This window comes from Paenirhodobacter sp. CAU 1674 (assembly GCF_029222945.1).
GTDB lineage: Bacteria > Pseudomonadota > Alphaproteobacteria > Rhodobacterales > Rhodobacteraceae > Rhodobacter.
Genome location: NZ_JARHUH010000006.1, coordinates 202,508 through 225,875, shown reverse-complemented (window position 1 = coordinate 225,875; position 23,368 = coordinate 202,508). Strand labels below are relative to the sequence as shown.

Genomic DNA, 23,368 nt, shown 5'->3' with positions numbered 1-23,368 from the left:
CTTACCCACAACCCCCGCGCGCCTCAATGGATTTGCACCCGATTACGGGCTTTTGTAGGGTCGCGCCAAACAGGGGGACACATGTCGGAACATAGCGTGACGCCGATGATGGCGCAGTATCTGGGTATCAAGCAGGCCAACCCCGGGGCGCTGCTGTTCTACCGGATGGGCGATTTCTACGAAATGTTCTTCGACGATGCCGTGGCGGCGGCGGCGGCGCTGGACATTGCGCTGACGAAGCGCGGCCTGCATCTGGGCGAAGAGATCCCGATGTGCGGCGTGCCGGTCCATGCCGCCGAGGGCTATCTGCTGCAGCTGATCCGCAAGGGGTTTCGCGTGGCGATCGCCGAACAGCTGGAAGACCCCGCCGAGGCCAAGAAACGCGGCGCGAAATCGGTGGTCAAACGCGATGTGGTGCGGCTGGTCACGCCGGGCACGCTGACCGAGGAAAGCCTGCTTGAGGCGCGGCGGCACAACTTCCTGGCCGCCTGGGCCGAGGTGCGCGACGAGGCGGCGCTGGCCTGGGTCGATATTTCCACCGGAGAGTTTCGCGTGATGCCCTGCCCGCTGACCCGGCTGGGCCCGGAACTGGCGCGCCTTGCCCCGCGCGAAGTACTGGTCAGCGAGGCAAAAGAGGCAGATTGTGCCGAAATAGTCACGGATTTGCGCGCCGCGATGACACCGCTGGCCCGTGCCAGTTTCGACAGCCAGAGCGCCGAGAAACGACTGTGCGATTTGTATGCCGTGGGTTCGCTGGATGCCTTCGGCACGTTTTCACGCGCTGAAATCTCGGCCATGGGCGGGATTGTCGACTATCTAGACCTGACCCAACGCGGCAAGCTGCCGCTGCTGCGCCGCCCCGTGCGGGAAAAGGCAGGCAGCCTGATGCAGATCGACGCTGCCACCCGGCGCAATCTGGAACTGACGCAGGCGCTGTCGGGCGGGCGCGAAGGATCGCTTCTGAACACGATCGACCGCACCGTGACGGCAGGCGGCGGGCGGCTGCTGGAACGCCGGATCTCGGCCCCCTCGCGCGATCTGGCGCAGATCCACGCACGCCATGAATCCGTGCGTTTTCTGATGGAACAGAGCCGTTTTTCACAAGATCTGCGTGCCGATCTGAAACGCTGTCCCGATATGGACCGCGCGCTCAGCCGTCTGGCGCTGGACCGTGGCGGGCCGCGCGATATGGCGGCGATCCGCAACGGGCTGGAACAGGCGCTGATCCTGTCGGACCGGCTGGCCACGCCCGAGGTGCCGCCGCTGCTGCGCGATGCGGCCCGCGCGCTTGGCGGCCATGACGATCTGGTCGCCCTGCTGGGCGCCGCGCTGGTGGCCGAACCGCCGCTGCTGGCGCGCGATGGCGGCTTCATCGCGCCCGGTTACGACGAGGAGCTGGACCAGACCCGGCAGCTGCGCGACGAAGGGCGCGGCGTGATCGCCCGAATGCAGGCGGAATATATCACCCAGACGGGCATCCCGAGCCTGAAGATCAAGCACAACAACGTGCTGGGCTATTTCATCGAATGCACCTCGACCCATGCCGAAAAGATGCTGGCGCCCCCGCTGTCGGAAACCTTCATCCATCGTCAGACCACGGCCAATCAGGTGCGCTTCACCACCGTCCCGCTGAGCGAGCTGGAAACAAGGATCCTGAACGCCGGAAACCATGCGCTGGAAATTGAAAAACGTCTCTACGACACCTTGAAAGGGGCAATTCTGGCTCATTCCGGCCCGATCGGAGAGGCCGCGCGGGGCCTTGCCGAAATCGACCTGGCCACCGCTTTTGCCGATCTGGCGGCGGGCGAAAACTGGGTGGAGCCGGTAATCGACAGCTCGCGCGCCTTCGAGATCGAGGCCGGGCGTCATCCGGTTGTCGAAGCCGCGCTCAAACGCGCGGGAGAGCCCTTCATCGCCAATGACTGCGCCCTGACCGGCGGCGACACGCCCGCGATCTGGCTGCTGACCGGCCCGAACATGGCGGGTAAGTCGACCTTCCTGCGGCAAAACGCGATCATCGCACTGCTGGCGCAGGCTGGCAGTTTCGTCCCCGCCGCGCGCGCCCATATCGGGCTGGTCAGTCAGCTGTTCAGCCGCGTCGGCGCCGCCGACGATCTGGCGCGCGGACGGTCGACCTTCATGGTGGAAATGGTCGAAACCGCGGCGATCCTCAATCAGGCCGATGACCGCGCGCTGGTGATCCTGGATGAAATCGGCCGCGGCACGGCAACCTATGACGGGCTGTCGATTGCCTGGGCGGTGCTGGAACATCTGCACGCCAGCAACCGCTGCCGCGCGCTGTTTGCCACGCATTACCACGAAATGACCGCACTGTCGGCCAAGCTGCCGGGGGTTGAAAACGCCACCGTGACCGTCAAGGAATGGGATGGCGAGGTCATCTTCCTGCACGAGGTCCGCAAGGGCGCGGCCGACCGGTCCTATGGCGTGCAGGTGGCGCGGCTGGCGGGTCTGCCCGACTCGGTCGTGGCGCGCGCGCGCGTGGTTCTGGATGCGCTGGAAAAAGGGGAACGTGAGGGCGGCGTCAAGAAACAGACGATCATCGACGATCTGCCGCTGTTTTCCGTGGCCGTCGCCGCGCCGACGCCCCCTGCGACCAAGGGTCCCTCGCCCGTCGAAGAACGCCTCAAGGCGTTGCATCCCGATGAAATGACCCCGAAAGACGCGATTGCCGCGCTTTACGAACTCAGATCGCTCCTGGCGGAGTGATCTTCACCTTGGCCGAAATATCCCGGGGGTCCGGGGGCGGCGCCCCCGGCCTTGGTCCTCAGGATTTCGGCGTCGACGACACACCGACCTTGGCAGGGCGCAGCAGCCGGTCGTGCAGCAGGAAGCCTTCGTCCATCACCTGGATGATATCGCCCGCAACGGTCCCGGGCACGGGGGCCTCGAACATCGCCTCGTGATTTTGCGGATCGAACTTGTCGCCCAGCTGCGGGGTGATCGCCTTGATTCCGTGGCGCGCAAAGACGTTGAGCAACTCGCGTTGGGTCAGCTCCACGCCCTCGATCAGCGCACCGGCCTGCGCGCGCACCTCGTCCGAGGCCGCCTCCAGCGCCCGGCGCAGCGCGTCATAAACCGGCAGCATGTCGCGCGCCAGCTTGGAGCCGCCGTATTGCTCGGCCTCGCGACGGTCGCGTTCGCCGCGCTTGCGGATGTTTTCCGCGTCCGCCAGCGCCCGCATGAAACGATCCTTCATCTCGTCACGCTCGGCGCGCAGTTGCTCGATCTCATCGAGACCTTCGGCCATCAAATCCTCGAACACCTCATTCACCTGCGATTGATCCGCGGCAATTTCGTCTTTCTTCTCGCTCATGCGTCTCATCCTTTGCCCCGGCCCGACAGCATCCGCCCGACCAGTTGCGCTGTATAATCCACGATCGGCACGATCCGCCCGTAGTTGAGCCGTGTAGGGCCGATCACACCAACCGCACCGATAATCTTTCGGTCAGCGTTCATATAGGGAGAGACGACCAGAGAGGAACCCGAAAGTGAGAAAAGCTTGTTCTCGGAACCGATAAAAATGCGCACACCGTCGCCTTCTTCGGTCAGATCCAGAAACTCGGCGATGTCGCGCTTGCGTTCGAGGTCATCGAACAGGCTGCGGATCCGCTCCAGATCAACCTCGCCGCCGATCAGATTTGCGCGCCCGCGCACGATCAGCCGTTCATAGGGTTCGCCCTTGTCTTCCCATTGCGCCAGACCGCTTTCGACCAGATCGGCGGCCAGACCGTCCAGTTCCTGCCGCCGCAGCGCGATTTCGCTGGCCATATGACTGCGCAATTCGCTCAGCGTGCGCCCCTCGGCCAGGGCATTGAGAAAATTGGCCGCTTCGCGCATCGACGAGGGCGTTTGCCCCAAAGGCGGCGTGAACACCCGGTTTTCCACCTGACCATCGGCGAAAACCAGAACCACCAGCGCGCGATCAGGCCCGAGCGAGACAAATTCGATATGCCGGATCGGCGCCTCGTGTTTCGGCGTCAGCACCAGACTGGCGCCCTGGGTGATCCCCGAAAGCGCCGAGCCCACCCGATCGAGCAGAGAGCCGACGTCGGGCTCGTTCGTGCCCATCGTCGCCTCGAGCGCCTGACGATCCGCGACATTCAGCTGACTGACCTCCATCAGCCCGTCAACGAACATGCGCAGGCCCAGCTGCGTCGGCACCCGCCCGGCCGAGATATGCGGGCTGCCCAGCAAACCCAGATATTCCAGATCCTGCATCACATTGCGGATCGTCGCAGCCGAGAGCTTTTCACTCATCGCGCGGGTCAGGGTGCGCGAGCCCACCGGATCGCCGGTTTCCAGATAGCCTTCGACGACGCGCCGAAATACCTCGCGCGACCGATCATTCAGTTCGGACAGAATTTTCGTTTGGTCGGTGCTCATTGCAGTATCAAACTGGCGCGAAAGCCACGGCGCGTCAATTGCGCCTTCGGGGTTGCATCAGCCGGGCCGCGGCCTCAAATGGATCACAAATTCAGGAAAGGACCGAACATGCGCCCCTCTGGCCGTAAGCTAAGCGAAATGCGCCCGATTTCAATTGAAACTGGGGTCACGAAACATGCCGAGGGATCGTGCCTGATCAAGATGGGGGATACCCATGTGCTGTGCACCGCCACCATCGAGGATCGCGCGCCGTCGTTCCTGAAAGGCTCGGGTCTGGGCTGGGTTACGGCGGAATACGGCATGCTGCCGCGCGCCACCAATTCGCGCAACCGGCGCGAGGCCGCCGCAGGCAAGCAATCGGGCCGCACGCAGGAAATCCAGCGCCTGATCGGGCGGTCCCTGCGCGCAGGCGTTGACCGCGTGGCCCTGGGCGAGCGGCAGATCGTGGTCGATTGCGACGTGATCCAGGCCGACGGCGGCACGCGCTGCGCCTCGATCACCGGGGGCTGGGTCGCGCTGCGTCTGGCGATGAACAAGCTGATGAAAGCCGGGATCTGCACCTCGGACCCGCTGCCCGATCATGTCGCCGCCCTCAGCTGCGGGATCTATGCCGGTCAACCGGTCTGCGATCTGGATTATGCCGAAGATAGCGAAGCCGGAACTGACGGCAATTTCATTATGACCGGCTCTGGCAAGCTGATCGAAGTGCAGATGTCCGCCGAGGGCGCCACCTTCAGCCGTGCGCAGATGAACGAGCTGATGGATCTGGCCGAAGCCGGCGTGGCCGAGCTGGTGGCCGCGCAAAAGGCCGCTGTGGCATGAGAAAATTCACCGAAAAGCGCCTGCTGGTCGCGACGCACAACAAAGGCAAACTGGCCGAAATCGCCGCATTGCTGGCGCCTTTCGGGATCGAATGTGTCGGCGCAGCCGAGATGAACCTGCCCGAACCCGCCGAAACAGAGACGAGTTTCGTCGGAAACGCCCGGATCAAGGCCCATGCCGCCGCCAAGGCCACCGGCCTGCCCGCCCTGTCGGACGACAGCGGGATCGAGGTCGATTGTCTGGGTGGCGCGCCGGGCGTTTATACCGCCGACTGGGCTGAAACCCCCACCGGGCGCGATTTCACCATGGCGATGACCAAGACCTGGGAGGCCTGCGACAAGATCGCAGCGCCCGAGCCGCGCAGCGCCCGCTTCCGCTCGACCCTGGTGCTGGCCTGGCCGGATGGGCACGACGAAGTGTTCGAAGGCAAAGTCGAGGGACATCTTGTCTGGCCGATGCGCGGCGCACTGGGCCATGGCTACGACCCGATGTTCCAGCCCGAAGGATACGACATCACCTTTGCCGAAATGGACCCGGCGAAGAAAAATGAAATCAGCCACCGCGCGGATGCATTCCGCAAGCTGGTCACCTGTTTCGAGGTTTGATGATGAGCGATCGGAAGAACATTTCGGGCGGATCGCCCTACGAGCCCAAGCTGGGCTATTCGCGCGCCGTGGTGCAGGGCGATTGGTGTTTCGTCGCGGGCACGACCGGCGCCGATCCGGTCAGCAAGGCCTTCCCTGACAGTGTTCTGGATCAGGCGCGCAACACACTCGCCACGATCAAGGCCGTGCTGGAAGGCGCGGGCTTCGGGATGGAGCATGTCGTGCGGGCGAATTACATCATCACCGACGCCGCCTATATGGAGCAGATCATCCCAGCCCTGTCGGAAACCTTCGGCGAGATCCGCCCGGCGGCCACGATGATCATTGCCGGTCTGGTAAACCCCGCGATGAAGATCGAAATCGAAGTCACGGCCTTCAAGGGATGACCGAAGACTGGCGCAACGGCGGGTTCGGGCTGTATCTGCACTGGCCATTCTGCGCCTCGAAGTGCCCCTATTGCGATTTCAACAGCCATGTGGCCGCGGAAATCGACCAAAACCGCTGGAACAGAGCCTATCTGGCCGAGATCGAGCGTGTCGGCGCCGAAACCAAAGACCGGGTTTTGAATTCGGTGTTTTTCGGCGGGGGCACGCCCTCGCTGATGGACCCCGACCTTGTGGCCGCCATTCTAGACAAGGTGCGGACGACCTGGCGCTTTGCCAATGACATCGAAATTACCCTGGAGGCAAACCCGTCGAGCATCGAATCCGGGCGGTTCAGAGCCTATTCCGAGGCTGGGGTGAACCGGGTTTCGATGGGCATGCAGGCGCTGAATGATGCCGATCTACGGCGGCTCGGGCGGATGCATTCGGTGGCCGAGGGGCGACGCGCCTTTGACATCGCGCGCTCGGTTTTCGACCGGGTCAGCTTTGACCTGATCTATGCGCGGCAGGATCAGACGCTCGACGCCTGGCGCGCGGAACTGACCGAAGCGCTGTCGATGGCGATAGACCACCTGTCGCTGTATCAGCTGACAATCGAGGAGGGCACGGCCTTTGGCGCGCGTCACGCCGCAGGAAAGTTGCGCGGCCTTCCCGAAGACGAGGCCGCAGCCGATATGTACCTGTTAACGCAGGAAATTTGTGATGCGCATGGGATGCCCGCCTACGAGGTTTCGAACCATGCGCGGGCCGGTGCCGAAAGCCGGCACAACCTGATTTACTGGCGCTATGGCGATTACGCCGGGATCGGCCCCGGCGCCCACGGCCGGCTAACGCTGAACGGCGCTCGCCAGGCAACCGATACGCCAAAAGCCCCGAATGCCTGGTTGGAGGCCGTCGAATCCCGCGGAACCGGCGAGTTACCGCGTGCGGCCCTGCCACGCGATGAACAGGCGATAGAATATCTGCTGTTCGGCCTGCGCCTTGCAGAAGGCATTTCTGCAGACCGCTATCGCGCGCTTTGGGGTCACGATCTGCCGCAGGATCGCCTGGAGTATCTGTCGGATTTAGGCATGATTCAGGTGGAACAGGGTCGAATTTCAGCAACAAAGGCCGGCATGCCAGTGCTGAACGCCATTCTGCGAGAGCTGATGCCATAATGAAAACGCCGGGGTTGATCCCCGGCGTTTGTTTCAGCGCATCGCGCTCAGCAGTTGGCAAATTTCGTCAAGCTGATCCAGGCTTGTATAGGTGATGGTCAGCGCCCCACCCCCAAGATCCTTGTGGTCGATACTGACCTTCATCCCGATCGTAGCGCTCAAGTCGGCTTCAAGCGCGCGTGTATCGGCGTCCTTTTCCGAAATCCGCGGCTGACGTTCGCGGGCGGGTTTGGCGTCGGGTTTCTTGGCCAAACGCTCCACTTCGCGCACAGACAGGCCCTTGGCCACGGCTTCGCGGGCAAGCTTGACCGGATTTTCCGCGGTTATCATCGCACGCGCATGGCCTGCGGTAAGCTGCCCATCCCGCAGCATCCCCTGCACTTCTTCGGGCAAATGCAGCAAACGCAGCAGATTCGCGATGTGACTGCGGCTTTTTGACAGCGCCTCGGCAACCTTTTCCTGGGTGTGGCCGAAGCGATCCATCAGCTGACGATAACTGAGCGCTTCCTCCAGGGGATTGAGGTTTTCGCGCTGAATATTCTCGATGATCGCGACTTCCAGCACCTCGGTGTCGCTGAATTCACGCACGATGACCGGCAGTTGATGCAGTTGCGCCATTTGCGCGGCCCGCCAGCGCCGTTCGCCCGCCACGATTTCATAGAAATCGGGCTTGGTCGGATGTTTGCGCACGATCAGCGGTTGGATTACGCCCTTTTCCCGGATCGACGCCGCCAGATCTTCCAACGCCTCTGGGGTGAAGTCCCGACGCGGCTGATTCGGGTTCGGTTCGATTTTTTCAACCGGAATCATCGAATCTGCACGACGCGGCGCGGCTTCGGCCTCGCCCGCGGTGATGTTCACATCGGCCATCAGCGCGGAAAGACCGCGTCCAAGCCCGCGCCGTTCGATTTTTTTCTCGCTCATCGCTTATCCTTTTCCGACCGCAACACCGTGCCGCGCCAGCAGTTCCAACGCCAGCGCCCGATAGGCTTCGGAGCCGCGCGAATTGCTATCATAGCTGAGAACCGGCATCGCGTAAGAGGGCGCCTCGGATACCCGTACATTGCGTGGAATCATGGTACGAAACACGATTTCGCCCAGCGTCCCGCGCGCGTCGGCCTCGACCTGCTGTGACAAATTATTGCGCACATCATACATCGTAAGCACAACACCTTCGATCCGCAGCGTGGGATTTGCACTCTGACGAACTTCGCGGATCGTCAGCATCAGCTGCGACAACCCTTCAAGCGCGAAGAATTCGGCCTGCAGCGGCACCAAAACGGCCTGCGCCGCAACCATCGCGTTGACCGTGAGCAGGCTGAGCGAGGGCGGGCAGTCGATCAGAACATAATCGAGCGCATAGGCGTCGATATCGGGCTGACGCAGCGCGTCATGCAGAAGAAAGCTGCGCTTTTCCGTCGAGACCAGTTCCATATCCGCCGAGGACAGGTCGGTTGTCGCCGGGCACAGCCACAGCCCCTGAATTGCCGTCGGAACGATGATGGCGCCCAGCGGCGCATCTTCGATCAACAGATCGTAGGTGCTGAGCTTCCGATCTTCAGGCTCGATGCCAAGCCCGGTGGAAGCATTTCCCTGCGGGTCCAGGTCGACCAGCAGGACGCGCCGCCCCTGTTCGACCAGGGCAGCGGCCAGATTGATCGCGGTTGTCGTCTTGCCAACCCCACCCTTTTGGTTGGCAATCGCAATGATCTTGGGGGCAGCGGGACGCGTGGGGTCAGACACGGGACACTCCTGAGATTTCAAGCACGGTTGCCTCGGAATCGGTGACGCTGGCATGACAGGCCACATCAAAAGACCAGGATTTTTGCGCCTCTGAAAGCTCTTCGCGCCATTTCGCCCCTTTCGGGAACAAGGCCGTCCCGCCGGGCTTCAAATGTCGCTCTGCGAACTCCAGCAGCTTTGACAGGGGCGCAAGGGCGCGCGCGCTCAGGATATCGGCGCCAAGAGGCGGGATCGCCTCGATCCGCTGGGACAGAACGCGCGTATGCAGGCCAAGCTCGCGACCGACCGTCATAAGAAACGCGGCTTTTCGCTGGTCGCTTTCTACCAATGTCACACTCAGAGACGGCTGCTTTTCAGCCGCCAGAATCGCCACGACAAGCCCGGGGAATCCGCCACCTGCCCCAAGGTCCGCCCAGATTTTTGCGTCAGGCGTCTTCGCCAGATCAAAGATCTGCGCGGAATCACGGAAATGACGCCCCCATACGTCCGTCAGCGTTTGAGGCGACACCAGATTGATGGCCGGATTCCATTTCCGCAAGAGCACCTCATAGCGATGAAGGCGCTCTATTGTTTCACGTGAAACATTGAAATCCTCGGCGAAGCTCGCCTCATTCGCGCCCGTCACGCTGAACGCGCCTTGTTCATCTGCCGCAAGCGCATCAACAGCAGGGTCAACGCGGCCGGCGTCACACCATCCACACGCCCCGCTTGAGCCAGGGTTTCCGGGCGGGCGCGCGTCAGCTTGATCTTCAATTCGGTTGAAAGGCCGGAAAGCGCCGAATAATCGAAGTCTTCCGGGATTTCCCAATGCTCATCGCGGCGCATTGCGGCAACGTCCATATCTTGCCGCTGCATGTAGTTTTGATAAAGCGCATCCTTGCCGAGCTGCGCGGCAATTTCGGGCGCCACACCGGAAAGCTCTGGCAGTGCCACGGTAAGCGCATCAAAGGTAATGTCCGGAAAAGACAGCAGTTCCAGCGCGGTGCGGCGGCTGCCATCCTGATTGACCTTGAGGCCATGCGCAAGCGCCTGCTTTGGCGTCAGCGTCAGCGCCCCCATCAATTCGCGACCTGCTGACAGCTTTTCCATTTTTTCCCCGAACAGCGCGCGGCGATGATCGGAAACACAGCCTAGGTCGATGCCAATCCCGGTCAACCGCTGGTCTGCATTATCGGCACGCAGCGACAGCCGGAACTCTGCCCGCGAGGTAAACATGCGGTACGGCTCTGAAACCCCGCGCGTAATCAGATCGTCGATCATCACCCCGATGTAGCTGTTTGTCCGGCTGAAGATCATCGGCTCGCGCCCCTGCGCCGACAGCGCCGCGTTCAGCCCTGCCGCCAACCCCTGTGCGGCGGCCTCTTCATAACCGGTTGTGCCGTTGATCTGTCCGGCAAGATATAGCCCAGGCTGCGCCCGAAGTTCCAATGTGGCCCGCAGCGCGCGCGGATCGACGAAATCATATTCGATCGCATAGCCGGGCTGAAGGATGCGCACCTCTTCAAGGCCACGGATCGACCGGACATAGGCATCCTGAACATCCACCGGAAGCGATGTGGAAATCCCGTTCGGATAGACCGTGTCGTCATCCAGGCCTTCCGGCTCCAGGAAAACCTGATGAGAGGACTTGTCCGAGAAGCGAACGATCTTGTCCTCGATCGACGGGCAATAGCGCGGCCCCACACCTTCGATATGCCCGCCATACATGGCCGAACGACCAAGGTTTTCCCGGATCAGATCGTGCGTCCGCTCATTTGTATGGGTAATGCCGCAAGAAATCTGCCGGGCAAAAACCGAATCATGCAGGAAAGAAAACAGCTCGGGCTCATCGTCGCCCGGCTGAAATTCCAGAATGTCCCAGTTGATCGTCTTGCCATCCAGGCGGGGGGGCGTCCCGGTTTTCAGACGCCCCAACGGCAGGTCCATGGCTTGCAGGCGCTCGGCCAGGGCAACAGAGGGCTGATCCCCCATCCGCCCCCCCGGCCGCTTTTGATCGCCAATATGGATAAGGCCGCGCAGGAAGGTCCCCGCAGTCAGAACAACCGCATGCGCCGAAATTTCAGAGCCGTCGGCCAGCACCACGCCCGATACCCGGCCCTCCTGCGTCATCAGGTCAGAAACTTCCGCCTCAATCACATCTAGATTCGGCTGCGCGGCCACAAACTCGGCCATCGCCAGACGATAAAGCTTGCGGTCTGCCTGGGTGCGCGGCCCCTGAACCGCCGGGCCCTTGCGGCGATTCAAAAGCCGAAACTGGATGCCAGCCCGGTCCGCCGCACGGCCCATCACCCCGTCGAACGCGTCAATCTCGCGAACCAGATGACCCTTGCCCAGCCCGCCAATCGCGGGGTTGCAGGACATCACACCAATTGCATCGGCACGCAGGGTCACCAGAGCAGTGCGCGCACCCATCCGGGCCGCCGCATGTGCAGCCTCGGTGCCGGCATGACCGCCGCCAACAACGATGACGTCAAAATGTTTCACGTGAAACACTCCCTACTTCCCGATGCAGAAACTCGCAAAAATCTCGCCAAGCAGATGCTCGACATCCACCCGGCCCAACAGAGATTCCAGCGCGCGTGCCGCTTGTCGCAGCGATTCCGCAGCCAGTTCCGCCCTGTCAGACCCGGCCAATACCTCATTTTGCGCCGATTCCAAAGCCTCAAACGCACGCAACAGCGCTTCACGATGCCGTTCCCGCGACATCACACCTGCGCCATTGGCCCGGGCCAGCAGGCGCTCGGTCAGGGTCGCGACCAGTTGATCGACCCCCTCTCCGGTCTTGCCCGAAATGCTCAACCCCTCGACCGGGCGCAGATCGGCCTTGCCATGCACCACCAGATCGCCCTCCTGCGGCGCGATCAAGGGCAATTCCTCGCCATCCAGCAAAAACAGCCGCAGATCGGCAGCCTTCGCACGCTGCAAGGCCCGCTCAACGCCAATTGCCTCGACAACATCGCTGGTTTCGCGCAGCCCGGCAGTGTCAAGCAAGGTCACCGCAAGACCGCCCATATCCATTCGCACCTCGATCACATCCCGGGTCGTTCCCGCGATTTCCGAGGTGATCGCCGCCTCGCGCCCGGCCAGCATGTTCAAAAGCGTTGATTTTCCGGCGTTCGGACGCCCGACAATGGCCACCTCAAAACCTTCGCGAATGCGCTCTGCGGCCGTCAGTTTGCCCAGTTCCGCACGAATATCGGCCTGGACGGCCTCGATCAGTTCGATGACCTCGCCGCTGACGTCAACAGGCACCTCTTCGTCGGCAAAGTCGATCGTGGCTTCGATCAGCGCCGCAGCCCGCACCAGTTTCGCCCGCCACTGCTCGACCACCTGCCCCACCGCGCCGGACAGGACCCGCAGCGCCTGTTTGCGTTGCGCTTCGGTTTCCGCCTCGATCAGATCGGACAGCCCCTCGACCTGAGCCAGATCGAGCCGCCCGTTTTCCAGGGCCCGCCGGGTGAACTCGCCTGCCTCGGCCAGGCGCAAACCGGGCAGATCCCCCAAGGCACACAACACTGCAGAAACCGTCGCCACTGCACCGTGGATATGCAGCTCTGCCACCGCTTCGCCGGTAAAGCTCGCACCCGCCTCAAAGCACAGCACCACCGCCTCATCCAGATCGTCAGCCCCAAGCCGCAACTTGCGCAACCCGGCCATCCGTGGCTTCGGCAAGGCGCCGGCCAGTTCAGCCGCCGCTTCCCAGGCGCGTGGCCCGGAAATACGAATAACGGCCACCCCCGCTTTGCCGCGGGCGGTGGCCAACGCAAAAATCGTATCCATCGCAACCCCTTTGGGAACGATCAGCGGGATTTACCCGTTCATCGAATCGAAGAATTCCGCGTTCGTCTTGGTTTGTTTCAGCTTCGAAATCAGGAACTCGATCGCATCGGTGGTGCCCATCGGGTTCAGGATGCGGCGCAGCAGATAGGTCTTTTGCAGGTCCTTCTGTTCGACCAGCAGATCCTCTTTCCGGGTGCCCGATTTCAGAATATCCATCGCCGGGAACACGCGCTTATCGGCGACTTTCCGATCCAGAACGATCTCGCTGTTGCCGGTGCCTTTGAACTCCTCGAAGATCACCTCATCCATGCGCGATCCGGTGTCGATCAGCGCGGTCGCAATGATCGTCAGCGAACCGCCCTCTTCGATATTCCGCGCCGCACCGAAGAAGCGCTTCGGACGTTGCAGCGCGTTGGCATCCACACCGCCGGTCAGAACCTTGCCCGACGACGGCACAACCGTGTTGAACGCGCGGCCCAGACGGGTAATCGAGTCGAGCAGGATGACGACGTCGCGCTTGTGCTCGACCAGACGTTTTGCCTTCTCGATGACCATTTCCGCCACCGCAACGTGGCGCGTTGCCGGTTCGTCAAAGGTCGAGGACACGACCTCGCCCTTCACGCTGCGCTGCATGTCGGTCACCTCTTCGGGGCGTTCGTCGATCAGCAGAACGATCAGATAGCACTCCGGGTGGTTCGTCGCGATCGAATGCGCGATATTTTGCAGCAGCACGGTCTTACCCGTGCGCGGCGGCGCGACGATCAGGCTACGCTGGCCTTTGCCGATTGGCGCCACCAAGTCGATGATCCGGGCGGAACGGTCGCGAATGGTCGGGTCTTCGACCTCCATCTTCAGCCGCTCGGTCGGATACAGCGGCGTGAGGTTGTCAAAGGCCACCTTGTGACGCGCTTTTTCAGGATCTTCGAAGTTGATCTGCTCAACCGTGGTCAGCGCGAAATAGCGTTCATTTTCACCCGGGGCGCGAATGATGCCTTCAACGGTATCCCCTGTGCGCAGCGAATACTGACGGATCATGTCGGGGCTGACATAAATGTCATCGGGGCCGGGCAGATAGTTGGCTTCGGTCGAACGCAGAAATCCGAAACCGTCCTGCAGAACCTCCAGAACGCCGTCGCCACCGATCTCGATGTCATCTTCGGCATGCTCTTTCAGCAGCGAGAACATCATCTCGCCCTTGCGCATGGTCGAGGCGTTCTCGATTTCCCACTCTTCGGCCATCGACAGCAGGTCTTTGGGGCTTTTTGCCTTCAGATCCGCAAGATTCAAACGTTCCTTGGTCATGGGAAACCCACTTTCCGCGACGCCACAGCGCGCACTCATCAGATGTGTCAGAAAAACCGGTCAGCCGGACGGCCGGGGCTTGGGCGATGCTTTACGTCCAAACCCCGTCTGAGTCAATGAAACATCAGAATTTGACGATCACAGCGATCACGATGACGATCATAAACAGCGTCGGCACTTCGTTCATCATCCGGTATTGCCGCCCGGTCAGCGTATTGCTGCCATCCGCCAGCGCCTTGCGCTGTTTGCCGCACCACATGTGAAACCAGGTCATTCCCAGCACAGCGCCGGCTTTCGCCCAGGACCAGGCCATCGACCAGTCGACAATGCCCGGTGTGAACACCAGCAGCAGCCCGAAAATCCAGGTCGAGATCATCGCGGGATTCATGATCGCCTTCATCAGAAGGCGTTCCTGATGCTGGAACAGCAGGTCCATGTCCGATCCACGCACCACGCCCTGCTTCTTCAGCCCCTCGACGTGATAGACATACAGCCGCGGCAGATAGAACAGCCCGGCCATCCAGGCCAGCACCGACATCACATGCAGCGCTTTCACCCAGTAGTAGACATCGCTCAGAATGGTCATGGCAGCCTCACGTTTCCTCTTCCTTCTTAAATAAAAGATTAAAGAAAAGAAAAGATGATGATGATGTTAAGCCCTGTGGGCGATGTGGATTAACAGCTTGCAAACACGTTATCCAGAGCGGTGAAAGAAGCGGGTGCCGCCGTGGAATATTTTGGTCGTCGTTCTAATTAATCTTTACAGATCAATATAATGCAAGGATTTCGAAGATTTGGCCGCCTGTGTAAAACCCTGTGAGCAGCCGCTTCCCTGCGGCCAATGCTCACAGCTGGGCGAGCTCGCTTTCCACAAGTGGAAAAGCCTAACAGTTTCTTGACAAACCTCCCCTGAACTGTCGAGGAATCCGAAAACCCTGACCTGCCCACAGGTTTCATCGCCCGTTTCTCCCGAAGGTTATCCACATGCTCGCCCCTCTTCTTCTTGCTTCGCAATCGCAGATCCGGGCCACGCTGTTGCGCAACGCCGGATTGCAGGTCGAAACGCGCCCCGCGCGCATCGACGAAGAGATGATCCGCCGCGCGCTGGAGGCCGAAGGTGCCAGCCCGCGCGATGTCGCAGACACCCTGGCCGAGATGAAAGCCGCGAAGCTTTCCAGCGCGGCGCCGGGGCAACTGGTTCTGGGCGCCGATCAGGTGCTTGAACTCAAAGGGCGGATCTTCGGAAAACCGGAAAACATGGATCAGGCCCGCGAGCAGCTGCGCGCGTTGTCGGGGCGCACGCATCGCTTGCTGTCTGCACTGGTCGCGCTGCGCGACGGTCAGCCGATCTGGCGTCATGTCGCCGAGGTGCGCCTGACGATGCATCCGCTTTCGGATGACTTCATCGACGCCTATCTGTCACGCAACTGGGACAGCGTTCGTCATGCGGTGGGCTGCTATAAGCTCGAGGAAGAGGGGGTTTGCCTTTTCTCTGCCGTCGAAGGCGATTACTTTGCGGTGCTGGGACTTCCCCTGATCGAATTCCTGAACTGGTTGCGCGCCCGAGGAGAGCTGACGACATGAGCGATCATCCCCGTATCCCGTTGGCCGGTGTGATCGGCTCGCCGGTTGCCCATTCGCGTTCGCCTGCGCTGCATGGTTATTGGCTGCGCCACTACGGCATTCGCGGGCACTATATCCCGATGGATGTGGCGGCGGATGATCTGGAAACCGTGCTGCGGGCCCTGCCCAAGGCGGGATTTGTCGGCTGTAACGTCACGATCCCGCATAAAGAGGCGGTTCTGGCCTTCGCCGATGTGATTTCCGACCGCGCCGCGCTGATCGGCGCGGCAAACACCCTGATTTTCCGCCCGGATGGAAAGATTCACGCAGATAATACAGATGGTTACGGGTTCATCGCCAATCTGCGTGAAGGTGCGCCGCACTGGCAGCCGGCGGCGGGTTCTGCCGCGGTGATCGGGGCTGGCGGCGCCGCGCGGGCGATCATTGCCTCGTTGCTGGAGGTCGGCTGCCCCGAGATCCGCATTTCCAACCGCACCCGCGCCCGGGCCGAGGTGTTGCGTTCGGAATTCGGGGCGCGCGTGGTCATCTATGACTGGGTGCAGGCCGGAAACATGCTGGAAGACGCGATGACGGTGGTGAACACCTCCTCGCTCGGGATGGAGGGCAAGCCCGAGTTTCGCGTGCCGCTCGATGCGCTTTCGCCGCAGGCGGTGGTGACAGATATCGTCTATGCGCCGCTGAAAACCAAACTCCTGACCGAGGCCGAGGCAATGGGCTGCACCACGGTCGATGGGCTGGGGATGTTGCTGCATCAGGCGGTGCCCGGGTTCGAACGCTGGTTCGGCCGCCGCCCCGAGGTGACGCCCGAACTGCGTGCTGCGGTGCTGGCGGCATGAGCAAGCCGTTTCTTCTGGGTCTGACCGGCTCCATCGGCATGGGGAAATCCACGGCTGCCGGGATGTTTGCGGACGCAGGCGTGCCGGTCTGGGATGCCGACGCGACGGTGCATGCGCTTTACGCCCCGGGCGGTGCGGCGGTTGCGCCGATTGCGGCGGCTTTTCCCGGCGCCGTGCGGGATGGTGCGGTGGATCGCGCGGCGCTGAAAACCATCTTGTCCAGTGACAAACAGGCGCTGTCCCGGCTGGAATCCATCGTTCATCCGCTGACCACGGCGGCGCGCGAAGCCTTCATCGCCGCCCATGGCGATGCCGATCTGATCCTTCTTGATATTCCGCTTCTGTTCGAAACCGGGGCCGATGCCGCCTGCGATGCGGTGCTGGTCGTCACCGCCGCCCCCGAGGTGCAGCGCGCCCGTGTTCTGGCGCGGGGTCAGATGACAGAAGCGCAGCTGGACATGATCCTGGCGCGGCAAATGCCCGATGCCGAAAAACGGGCCCGGGCCGATCATGTGATCGAAACGATTTCGTTTGAGAGCACACGCGCCGCGGTGCAAAACCTGATTGCGCAGATCAGAGGTCGCCATGCGTGAGATCGTTCTGGATACCGAAACCACGGGTTTCGAGCCCTCGGAAGGCCACCGCATCGTCGAGATCGGCGCGGTCGAGCTGTTCAACCATGTGCCCACGGGCCGCACCTACCATCAATACATCAACCCTGAGCGCGCGATGCCGCAAGAGGCGTTTCAGGTACATGGGCTGGGCGACGACTTCCTGCGTGACAAGCCGAAATTCGCACAGATCGCGCAGGATTTCCTCGATTTCATTGCCGACGATGCGAAGCTGGTGATCCACAACGCCGCCTTCGACATGAAATTCCTGAATGCCGAACTGGGCTGGGTGAAGAAACCTCTGATTGCCAACGAACGCGCCATCGACACGCTGCTGATCGCGCGGCGCAAGTTTCCGGGCTCGCCCGCCTCGCTGGATGCGCTGTGCCGGCGGTTCAACATCGACAACTCTTCGCGCACGCTGCACGGCGCACTGCTCGACTCCGAAATCCTGGCCGAGGTCTATCTGGAGCTGATCGGTGGGCGGCAGCCGGGCTTCGGGCTGAGCATCGAACCCACGAAATCCGCCGCGCAAAGCCATTCGGCCGGCGATTGGCGCTCGCAGCCGCGTCCGGTGCCCCTGCCCGCGCGGATCACCGCAGCCGAGGCCGAGGCGCACGCCGCCTTTGTCGCGAAACTGGGGGAAAACGCGATCTGGAACCGCCAGAAATCGTGATCCGGCCAGGCCATAATCGCTACAGATTCACGATAAATGCGGGGTCTGGCGCATTTTTCCCATTTAACCTCGGGGCCAATGCCCTTACATCCAATCCGTTCTAAGGCTCGGGGGAGGATACCCATGCTGGACTTTGCTGCGATGCGCGCCACCCTGGCCGAGGCCTACGACCTCGCGCCCTCGCTGACGCTGGCCGAAGAGATGCGCGATGTGCATGCCCGGATGGAGCGGGTGGTGACCCTGCCCGATTTCGCCCGCTACGCGCCCTATATCCGTGCGATCAACCGGCTGAAGCACGAGAAGAACGCGATCATTCTGGCGCACAACTACATGACCCCCGAGATCTATCACGGGGTAGCCGATGTAGTGGGCGACAGCCTGCAGCTGGCGATCGAGGCAACCAAGGTCGAGGCGCAGACGATCGTGCAATGCGGCGTGCATTTCATGGCAGAGACCTCGAAAATCCTGAACCCCTCGAAAACGGTTCTGATCCCCGACATGGAGGCTGGCTGTTCGCTGGCCGAAAGCATCACCGCCGAGGGTGTCGCGCAGATGCGTGCCAAATATCCGGGCGCGCCGGTGGTCAGCTATGTGAATACCACCGCCGAGGTGAAGGCGGCGTCGGATGTCTGCTGCACCTCCTCCAACGCCGCGCAGATCGTTGCCGCGATGGAAGGCGACACGGTCATTATGACCCCGGATCAGTATCTGGCGCAAAACGTGGCACGGCAGGTGCCGCAGAAAAAGGTGGTCTGGTGGGCGGGTTCGTGCATCGTGCATGAACAATATACCGCACAGGATCTGCGCGACTATCGCGCGCTGCACCCCGACACCCGCATCATCGCACACCCGGAATGCCCGCCGTCGGTGGTGGCAGAGGCCGATTTCTCGGGTTCGACCAGCGGCATCATCGACTATGTCACGCGTGAACATCCGGGCCGCGCGATGCTGGTCACCGAATGTTCGATGGCTTCGAATATTGCCGACGCTTTGCCCGAGGTGGAATTCGTCGGGCCCTGCAACATGTGCCCCTACATGAAGAAGATCACGCTCGAAAAGATCCTGTTCTCGCTGCACACCGGCACCGAAGAGGTGTTCGTCGACCCCGAGATCGCCGCGCGCGCCCGCGTCGCGGTCGAGCGGATGATCGAGTTGTCGCGGAAGATCGCCAAGTGAGCACGATCGACACGCAACGCGTCGTGATCGTTGGCGCGGGGCTGGGGGCGCTTTATGCCGCGGTGAAACTGGCGCCGCGCCCGGTTCTGGTGATTTCTCCTGAAATGCTGGGCGAAGGGGCCTCTTCTGCCTGGGCGCAGGGCGGTGTTGCCGCGGCGATGTCGCGTGGCGACAGCCCGGAATCGCACGCCGCCGATACGATGATGGCCGGCGCGGGCACCGTGGACCCCGCGATTGCGCAGATGGTCACCGCCGAGGCACGCCAGCATATTCTGGACCTGACGGATCTGGGCACGCCCTTCGATCGCGATGCATCGGGCGGCTATGTCATGTCGCGCGAGGCGGCGCATTCGACCGCCCGCGTGGTGCGGGTGCGCGGCGATCAGGCCGGGCGCGAGATCATGCATGCGCTGATCGGCACTGTGCGACACACGCCCTCGGTGCAGGTGGCCGAAGGGATCATGGCTTCGGGCCTTGAAGTGCAGGATGGGGTCGTCACCGGCGTCTGGATCGAGAAAGCCGATCAGTCCTCGGGCCGTTCGCTGCTGCGCAGCCCGGCGATCCTGCTGGCGGGTGGGGGTTCGGGCGGGCTGTTTGCCGTCACCACCAATCCGCCGCGGATTCGTGGGCAGGTGATCGGCATGGCTGCGCGTGCGGGCGCGCGGATTGCGGACCCGGAATTCGTGCAGTTTCACCCCACCGCGATTGCCAGCGGTGAAGACCCGGCGCCTTTGGCAACCGAGGCCCTGCGCGGCGAAGGTGCGGTGCTGATAAACGCGACGGGTGAACGCTTCATGCTGCCGGTCCACCCCGATGCCGAACTGGCGCCGCGCGACATTGTCGCCCGCGCTGTGTATCTGGAACGTCAGGCGGGCCGCGCCCCCGCGCTCGATACCCGCGCCTGCCTTGGCGCAGATGTGATCACACGTTTCCCGGCCGTGGCCGAAGCCTGCAAAAGGGCCGGAATAGACCCTGTTGCGCAGCCGATTCCAGTGGCCGCTGCGGCGCATTACCATATGGGTGGCATCGACACCGATGCGACCGGGCACGCCAGCCTCGGCAATCTCTGGGTCTGTGGCGAGGCATCTTCGACGGGCTTGCACGGGGCGAACCGGCTGGCGTCGAACGGCTTGCTGGAAGCGCTGGTCTTTGCGCGGATCTGTGCGCTGGGAATTGATGCGCAGCTTGGTGCGCCAGCCGATGCGCCCGAAATCGAATTCGACTTCCCCGAGGGCGCCGAAGGGATTGACGAAAGTGCCGTCGCGCAGCTTCGGGCCGCGATGACGGATGGCGTGGGCGTTGTGCGCAATGCCGAGGGGCTGAAACGGGCCCTGCGGACGATCGCCCGGATCGAGGCGGCCCATCCCGCCCAAGCCATGCTGAACATGACCGCGACGGCCACGCTGATCGCCGCAGCGGCCCTGGCCCGCGAAGAAAGCCGCGGCGGGCATTTCCGATCCGATTTTCCGAAATCTGACCCGGCCATGGCCCAACGAACCCACATGACCCTTGCCGATGCGCTGGCCATCCGTGCCCGCGTTCTGGAGGAACAATGACCGCGACGCTTCCCGATTTCATCCTTGAGCCCCTCGTGCGCACCGCTCTGACCGAGGATCTGTCGCCGATGGGCGACGTGACCACCCGTGCCGTGATTGCGCCGGGAACCCGTTACACCGCGCGGCTGAATGCGCGCGAACAGGGTGTTGTCTCGGGGATGCAGATTGCGGCGATCGCGTTTCGGCTGGTCGATCCGGCGCTGAAAATCGAAACGCTGGTCGCCGATGGCCAGCCCTGCGCCCCGGGCCAGACCCTGATGGTGATCGAGGGCGAGGCCGCCTCGATCCTGATGGGCGAACGCGTGGCCTTGAATTTCGCCGGGCGCCTGACCGGAATCGCCACCCTGACCGCGGCTTTCGTGGCCCAGACCAAGGGCACGAAGACCCGCATCACCTGCACCCGCAAGACCACCCCGGGCCTGCGCGTCGTCGAAAAACTGGCCGTGGCGCATGGCGGCGGCTCGAACCACCGGTTCGGCCTGTCGGATGCGATCCTGATCAAGGACAATCACGTCGCCGCGGCGGGCGGCATTCGCGCCGTGCTGGAGGCGGCGAAGGCCGTACGCAGCCACATGATGCGGATCGAGCTGGAGGTGGACAGCCTGAGCCAGCTGCAAGAGGCGCTGGCGGTGGGTGGCGCGGATGTCATCCTGCTTGACAATATGGACACGCCGACCCTGCGGGCGGCGGTCGAGCTGACGGCCGGGCGCGTCGTGCTCGAAGCGTCGGGAAACATGAAACTCGACCGTATCGCGGAGGTGGCCGCAACCGGCGTCGATTACATCTCTTCGGGGGCGCTGACCCACTCGGCCCGGACGCTGGATCTGGGCCTGGATTTCTAGGCCGCGAGCAGCCCGCGCTCTGCCATCGCCTGCAAGATCATCGCGCCGCATTCTGCGGTCGCATGCACCCCGTCCGGCATCAGCAATTCCGCAGGCAGCGTGCCGCCTTTGGGAAGCAGATCGTCCTTCGGGTCGTAGACGGTGACGCCAGCCGCCTGCAATTGCCGCGTCACGATCCCGCGGATCGCATCGTAATTCGGGCGGTCGAAGGCGGGCGGCGGCGCCACGATCACCAGTTTCGCATTGCGCGCCAGGCGCCGGGCCGTGCGGATGTGGCGTGCGCGATAAAGCGCGACGTAATCCTCGGCGAACCGGGTCGAGGCGATCAACCCGCTGTCCATCGGTTTGCCCGGCTCGAATACGCGGTGATTGTTCCAGCCGAAGGGCGGCACCAGTCGGCCCAGATGGAACCCCAGCGTCGAAATCACTGGAATCCCCATCCCGAACACATCCGTGACCCCCAGTTTTTCGCGCAGCGCGCGCATCTGCTGCACACCCGCACGCACACCGCGCGGTTCGAACCCGTGGGTGCCGTAGCTGAACTTCAGATCGTGCCATTGCGACCCGGAAAAATGCAGCGCCTCGGCCCGGATGCCCAGCAGATCGGCGCCTTCTTTCAGCGCGATCGAATGGCTGTCACCCAATATCAACAGCTCAGGCGTCATTGAATTTCTCCAGGATCATTTCTTCGCAAACCAGATCCTCGCGCGCCATTTCTGCCTCGCTTTCGGATTCGGTTGCGGAGGTTCGGTCAGGCCTGTGTGCGGGTGCCGACAGGTCCAACCCTGCAAAGAAATGCCGCATCACCAGATCCACGCCATCCTGCGCGATGCCCCGCATGTTCGGCTCGAAAAATGCCGCGCGGGTGGGCGGCGCCGCGATGATTTCGTAGGACGGGAAGTAATCCACAGCGTCATGGCTGCGTGCCATGTCGCCCGCCACCGCCCGCAGCACCGATTTCGAATATTGTGTGGCGACCAGAACATGTTCCCCCGAGGCGGTCGCCACCAGCGGCACGGGCGACACGGTCAGCAACACCCGCAGATTGGGGTTCATGCGCCACATGATCTCTAGCGCCAGATCCAGATCGCGCATGATTTCGGGATAGGTATAGTTGCGGAAGGCGTGCACCTCGGGGTCGAAGGTGCCGACCCCGGTGCCCGGGCAGATCGAATAGCTGTGGCCGCTGCGGGTATTCACCCAGCCTTCGGTCAAACCCAGCGTGAAGACGAAGACATCCGCCTCGGTGATACAGCGCGCAAAGGCCCGCGCGGTGGAAAGCAGCGAGGCCTGCGCCTCTTCCACGCTTTCAAATCCCTGCGGCTCGATCTTGGGGCGCAGCATGTCATGCATCCGGCCATCGCCGTCGGTCCATAGCTCGACACTCTCCGCCCCGCGCTCGCCCGACGCCAGCCGCGCCCAGATCAACAGTTGCGCAGCGGTGTAGATGTTACCGGTGCGCGCCGAAAACACCCCGTAATTGTAACGCTTGGCCAGATCGGGTGGCGTGCGCCCGGGCGCGGGCTCGGCATTCAGCCAGTTCATCTTGCGGGTCATCAGCGCCCGGCTGATATGCTGGGCGAAACACGACCCGAAGGTGGCGAACACCGCGTCTTTCGGCAGGGTCCACGCGGATTTCCACAGATCGGAGAACCCGAACACCCCCGGCTCTGCCACCGCACTGCGCCAGAACCCGCGGGCAGGTATGTGGCGATAGGGGTTGTCGTTCTTACGCTCGTCGCTCATCGTCCCCTCATTTCCGCAGGGAAATGTCGGCCATCACATTCTTCCCGCCTTTGCGGCAGGATTACACCCTGCCAGAAGGCTGACAACCTGATTTGAACGTTGTGGGTTGAAAAACAATCACATAACTTTCGGCCAAGTATTTTTG

The 23,368-nt window shown here is 62.5% G+C and carries 23 protein-coding genes; 12 read left to right on the top strand and 11 right to left on the bottom strand.

The genetic code is table 11. The features are described 5' to 3' along the window. The first annotated feature begins 81 nt into the window (after positions 1-81). Entirely contained in the window at positions 82-2,727 is a 2,646-nt protein-coding gene (gene mutS, locus P2G62_RS10675; RefSeq protein ID WP_275734884.1) for a DNA mismatch repair protein MutS, read from the top strand. A 58-nt stretch (positions 2,728-2,785) separates the two neighbouring features. Here the strand turns inward: mutS and P2G62_RS10670 are convergent, their stop codons facing one another. Next, positions 2,786-3,268: a nucleotide exchange factor GrpE gene (locus P2G62_RS10670; RefSeq protein WP_345799266.1), complete on the bottom strand. Its 483-nt coding sequence runs from the start codon at positions 3,266-3,268 to the stop codon at positions 2,786-2,788. A gap of 71 nt (positions 3,269-3,339) precedes the next feature. Further along, positions 3,340-4,404 (bottom strand): heat-inducible transcriptional repressor HrcA, encoded by a 1,065-nt coding sequence (hrcA, locus tag P2G62_RS10665; protein WP_275734882.1) that lies wholly within the window; start codon positions 4,402-4,404, stop codon positions 3,340-3,342. Between the two features lie 108 nt (positions 4,405-4,512). Here hrcA and rph point away from each other — a divergent pair, with 108 nt between their 5' ends. Genes rph through hemW form a run of 4 tightly spaced genes read left to right on the top strand, consistent with a single transcriptional unit; the run spans position 4,513 to position 7,371 of the window. Then, entirely contained in the window at positions 4,513-5,226 is a 714-nt protein-coding gene (gene rph / locus P2G62_RS10660) for a ribonuclease PH (RefSeq protein ID WP_275734881.1), read from the top strand. Then, a complete protein-coding gene (rdgB, locus tag P2G62_RS10655) occupies positions 5,223-5,831 on the top strand; it encodes an RdgB/HAM1 family non-canonical purine NTP pyrophosphatase (protein ID WP_275734880.1) in 609 nt (202 codons plus the stop codon). The genes rph and rdgB overlap by 4 nt, the downstream gene beginning before the upstream one ends. Next, positions 5,831-6,217, top strand: coding sequence for a RidA family protein (locus P2G62_RS10650; RefSeq protein ID WP_275734879.1), 387 nt, complete (start codon positions 5,831-5,833; stop codon positions 6,215-6,217). Before rdgB ends, P2G62_RS10650 begins: the two co-directional genes overlap by 1 nt. Further along, positions 6,214-7,371, top strand: a complete 1,158-nt coding sequence (hemW, locus tag P2G62_RS10645; protein ID WP_275734878.1) for a radical SAM family heme chaperone HemW — start codon at positions 6,214-6,216, stop codon at positions 7,369-7,371. Before P2G62_RS10650 ends, hemW begins: the two co-directional genes overlap by 4 nt. 33 nt (positions 7,372-7,404) lie before the next feature. Here the strand turns inward: hemW and P2G62_RS10640 are convergent, their stop codons facing one another. From P2G62_RS10640 to hemJ, 7 genes are all read right to left on the bottom strand, one after another. Continuing rightward, entirely contained in the window at positions 7,405-8,295 is an 891-nt protein-coding gene (locus P2G62_RS10640) for a ParB/RepB/Spo0J family partition protein (RefSeq protein ID WP_275734877.1), read from the bottom strand. A 3-nt stretch (positions 8,296-8,298) separates the two neighbouring features. Continuing rightward, positions 8,299-9,114 carry an AAA family ATPase gene (locus tag P2G62_RS10635; RefSeq protein ID WP_275734876.1) on the bottom strand — a complete coding sequence of 272 codons (816 nt, stop codon included), beginning with the start codon at positions 9,112-9,114 and terminating at the stop codon, positions 8,299-8,301. Beyond that, positions 9,107-9,739 (bottom strand): 16S rRNA (guanine(527)-N(7))-methyltransferase RsmG, encoded by a 633-nt coding sequence (rsmG, locus tag P2G62_RS10630; protein WP_275734875.1) that lies wholly within the window; start codon positions 9,737-9,739, stop codon positions 9,107-9,109. The genes P2G62_RS10635 and rsmG overlap by 8 nt, the downstream gene beginning before the upstream one ends. Next, positions 9,736-11,607 carry a tRNA uridine-5-carboxymethylaminomethyl(34) synthesis enzyme MnmG gene (gene mnmG, locus P2G62_RS10625; protein WP_275734874.1) on the bottom strand — a complete coding sequence of 624 codons (1,872 nt, stop codon included), beginning with the start codon at positions 11,605-11,607 and terminating at the stop codon, positions 9,736-9,738. The genes rsmG and mnmG overlap by 4 nt, the downstream gene beginning before the upstream one ends. 3 nt (positions 11,608-11,610) lie before the next feature. Further along, positions 11,611-12,894: a tRNA uridine-5-carboxymethylaminomethyl(34) synthesis GTPase MnmE gene (mnmE, locus tag P2G62_RS10620; protein ID WP_275734873.1), complete on the bottom strand. Its 1,284-nt coding sequence runs from the start codon at positions 12,892-12,894 to the stop codon at positions 11,611-11,613. A 30-nt stretch (positions 12,895-12,924) separates the two neighbouring features. Further along, a complete protein-coding gene (gene rho, locus P2G62_RS10615; protein ID WP_275734872.1) occupies positions 12,925-14,196 on the bottom strand; it encodes a transcription termination factor Rho in 1,272 nt (423 codons plus the stop codon). A 124-nt stretch (positions 14,197-14,320) separates the two neighbouring features. Further along, positions 14,321-14,782 (bottom strand): protoporphyrinogen oxidase HemJ, encoded by a 462-nt coding sequence (hemJ, locus tag P2G62_RS10610; protein ID WP_275734871.1) that lies wholly within the window; start codon positions 14,780-14,782, stop codon positions 14,321-14,323. A 398-nt stretch (positions 14,783-15,180) separates the two neighbouring features. Here hemJ and P2G62_RS10605 point away from each other — a divergent pair, with 398 nt between their 5' ends. The 7 genes from P2G62_RS10605 (at position 15,181) to nadC (ending at position 21,477) form a co-directional block, all read left to right on the top strand. Next, positions 15,181-15,780 carry a Maf family nucleotide pyrophosphatase gene (locus P2G62_RS10605; protein ID WP_275734870.1) on the top strand — a complete coding sequence of 200 codons (600 nt, stop codon included), beginning with the start codon at positions 15,181-15,183 and terminating at the stop codon, positions 15,778-15,780. Next, positions 15,777-16,616, top strand: coding sequence for a shikimate dehydrogenase (locus P2G62_RS10600; protein ID WP_275734869.1), 840 nt, complete (start codon positions 15,777-15,779; stop codon positions 16,614-16,616). Before P2G62_RS10605 ends, P2G62_RS10600 begins: the two co-directional genes overlap by 4 nt. After that, a complete protein-coding gene (gene coaE, locus P2G62_RS10595) occupies positions 16,613-17,209 on the top strand; it encodes a dephospho-CoA kinase (RefSeq protein WP_275734868.1) in 597 nt (198 codons plus the stop codon). The genes P2G62_RS10600 and coaE overlap by 4 nt, the downstream gene beginning before the upstream one ends. After that, entirely contained in the window at positions 17,202-17,903 is a 702-nt protein-coding gene (dnaQ, locus tag P2G62_RS10590) for a DNA polymerase III subunit epsilon (protein ID WP_275734867.1), read from the top strand. Before coaE ends, dnaQ begins: the two co-directional genes overlap by 8 nt. Positions 17,904-18,026: 123 nt before the next feature. After that, the gene (nadA, locus tag P2G62_RS10585) at positions 18,027-19,079 is read left to right on the top strand and encodes a quinolinate synthase NadA (RefSeq protein ID WP_275734866.1); all 1,053 of its coding nucleotides are present in this window, start codon (positions 18,027-18,029) and stop codon (positions 19,077-19,079) included. Next, the gene (locus P2G62_RS10580) at positions 19,076-20,635 is read left to right on the top strand and encodes an L-aspartate oxidase (protein ID WP_275734865.1); all 1,560 of its coding nucleotides are present in this window, start codon (positions 19,076-19,078) and stop codon (positions 20,633-20,635) included. Before nadA ends, P2G62_RS10580 begins: the two co-directional genes overlap by 4 nt. Beyond that, positions 20,632-21,477, top strand: a complete 846-nt coding sequence (gene nadC, locus P2G62_RS10575; RefSeq protein ID WP_275734864.1) for a carboxylating nicotinate-nucleotide diphosphorylase — start codon at positions 20,632-20,634, stop codon at positions 21,475-21,477. Before P2G62_RS10580 ends, nadC begins: the two co-directional genes overlap by 4 nt. Here nadC and P2G62_RS10570 read toward each other — a convergent pair. Beyond that, on the bottom strand, positions 21,474-22,142 hold the full coding sequence (locus P2G62_RS10570; protein WP_275734863.1) for a hypothetical protein: 669 nt from the start codon (positions 22,140-22,142) through the stop codon (positions 21,474-21,476). The genes nadC and P2G62_RS10570 overlap by 4 nt on opposite strands. Then, positions 22,132-23,223, bottom strand: a complete 1,092-nt coding sequence (locus tag P2G62_RS10565) for a GSCFA domain-containing protein (RefSeq protein WP_275734862.1) — start codon at positions 23,221-23,223, stop codon at positions 22,132-22,134. The genes P2G62_RS10570 and P2G62_RS10565 overlap by 11 nt, the downstream gene beginning before the upstream one ends. Between the last annotated feature and the right edge of the window lie 145 nt (positions 23,224-23,368).